Annotated in this window: 2 protein-coding genes and 1 pseudogene; 2 read left to right on the top strand and 1 reads right to left on the bottom strand. The window is 70.5% G+C overall.

All coding sequences use genetic code 11. From position 1 onward, the window contains the following. Together ACQKIP_RS47610 and ACQKIP_RS47615 are read left to right on the top strand one after the other, a co-directional pair. The coding region (locus tag ACQKIP_RS47610; protein WP_427745886.1) for a carbohydrate ABC transporter permease at window positions 1–338 on the top strand (338 nt) is incomplete at its 5' end. A gap of 93 nt (window positions 339–431) precedes the next feature. After that, window positions 432–1,100: a histidine phosphatase family protein gene (locus ACQKIP_RS47615; protein ID WP_365856092.1), complete on the top strand. Its 669-nt coding sequence runs from the start codon at window positions 432–434 to the stop codon at window positions 1,098–1,100. Between the two features lie 33 nt (window positions 1,101–1,133). Here ACQKIP_RS47615 and ACQKIP_RS47620 read toward each other — a convergent pair. Continuing rightward, window positions 1,134–1,322 (bottom strand): annotated as a pseudogene (locus ACQKIP_RS47620) (TetR/AcrR family transcriptional regulator); the annotation flags it as partial.

Raw genomic sequence — 1,322 nt, forward strand, 5'->3', positions numbered from 1 at the left:
TCCCCACCTCGCTCGACGAAGCGGCCCGCCTCGACGGCGCGAACACCTTCACGATCTACCGCAAGATCATCCTGCCGCTCCTGAAGCCGGCCATCGCGACCGTCGTCATCGTCAAGGGCATCACGACGTACAACGACTTCTACATCCCGTTCCTCTACATGCCCTCCGAGGACAAGGGAACGATCTCCACGGCCCTGTTCCGCTTCAAGGGCCCGTTCGGCGCGCACTGGGAGAACATCTCCGCGGGCGCCATCCTCGTGATCCTGCCGACACTGCTCCTCTTCCTCTTCCTCCAGCGCTACATCTACAACGGCTTCGCCCAGGGGGCTACGAAGTAGCCGGTCCACTGTGGCAGTGCGCGCGGGGGAAACCGAAGGGTTCTGGTGGCAGAGTGGAAGGCGTTGTTTCCGTCCAGTGGAGGTAATCCCCGCATGCGCCTGCTGCTCATACGCCATGGTCAGACCCCGTCCAACCTCAAGCACCTCCTGGACACCGGGGCACCGGGGCCGGGGCTGACGCCGTTGGGGGAGGAGCAGGCGGCTGCGCTGCCGGAGGCCCTTGCGGGGGAGAAGGTCGATGCCCTGTACGTCTCCACGCTGGTGCGGACCCAGCTGACCGCCGCGCCGCTGGCCGCTGCGAAGGGGCTTGAGCCCCGGATCAGGGACGGGATCCGGGAGCTGATCGCGGGCGATCTGGAGATGCGCGGCGACCAGGAGGCTGCCACCGCCTACCTCGCCGCTGCCTTCGCCTGGTCCGCGGGCGACACCGAGCGCCGGATGCCCGGCGGCGAGAACGGCGTCGAGGCCCTGGGCCGCTTTGACTCGGTCGTCGCCGAAGCGGCCGCGACGGGAGTGGAGACGGTGGCGATGGTCAGCCACGGTGCCGCGATCCGTATGTGGGTGGCTGCCCGTGCGGTCAACGTCGACGTGGAGTTCTCGGCGAGTCACCCGCTGGGCAATACGGGCGTGGTCGTCCTCGAAGGCTCGCCCGAAGCGGGCTGGCGTGCCCTGCTGTGGGAGGGCCGTCCGCTGGGTCCGGAAGGGGACGCGCCCGAGGAGGACGGCGGACCGGCGGGCGAGGCGACCGTTCCGGCTGCCTGAGGTACGGCGAGATCCGCGAGCGGGCCCCGCCGTTCAGGCGAGGGCCCGCCAGCCGTTCTCCAGCAGGTCGAAGGCGCGAGTGATGGCCTGGCGGGGGTCGTCGTGGCCGCGGGCGGCGCGCGGGGCTTCGAGGGCGAAGTGGGCCAGGGCGGTGCAGGCGGGATCGTCCGCGGGCAGGCCGCTGTCCTCCGCGATGGCCCCGGCCAGGGCGGAGGTGTGGCG

This window comes from Streptomyces sp. NPDC059900, assembly GCF_050270335.1.
Lineage (GTDB): Bacteria > Actinomycetota > Actinomycetes > Streptomycetales > Streptomycetaceae > Streptomyces.

Excerpts from the sequence above, each read along its gene's own strand:
- ACQKIP_RS47615 (WP_365856092.1), top strand. The coding sequence starts at position 432 with ATGCGCCTGCTGCTCATACGCCATGGTCAGACCCCGTCCAACCTCAAG.